This is a genomic window from Bradyrhizobium cosmicum, from assembly GCF_032290525.1.
GTDB lineage: Bacteria > Pseudomonadota > Alphaproteobacteria > Rhizobiales > Xanthobacteraceae > Bradyrhizobium > Bradyrhizobium cosmicum_A.
Map to the genome: position 1 here is coordinate 1 of NZ_JASXTA010000430.1, position 251 is coordinate 251.

Genomic DNA, 251 nt, shown 5'->3' on the forward strand with positions numbered 1-251 from the left:
GATTTCAGGTGCGTTCTGGCCCTGGTGCGGGGCTGGATATGGGTGGCGATGACAGCTACCAGGGTCAATAGGCTGAGTACGTTGACGGTCCCGCCCGCCTGCACCGCGGCGGAACGGTCCAAACCGTCGCCGATACCGATGCGCACCAGCAGGGAGGCCTCCAACAGGAAGGCTGGGAGCCAGAACCACGTCGTCCATTCCAGCCGGACCTGCAACACGGCGGGCAGGATGATGGGGGCGTGGCCGAGGAT

At 65.3% G+C, this 251-nt stretch carries 1 pseudogene; it reads right to left on the reverse strand.

Going from position 1 to position 251, the window contains the following annotated elements:
- A pseudogene (locus tag QSV46_RS40470) lies at window positions 1–251 on the reverse strand (hypothetical protein); the annotation flags it as partial.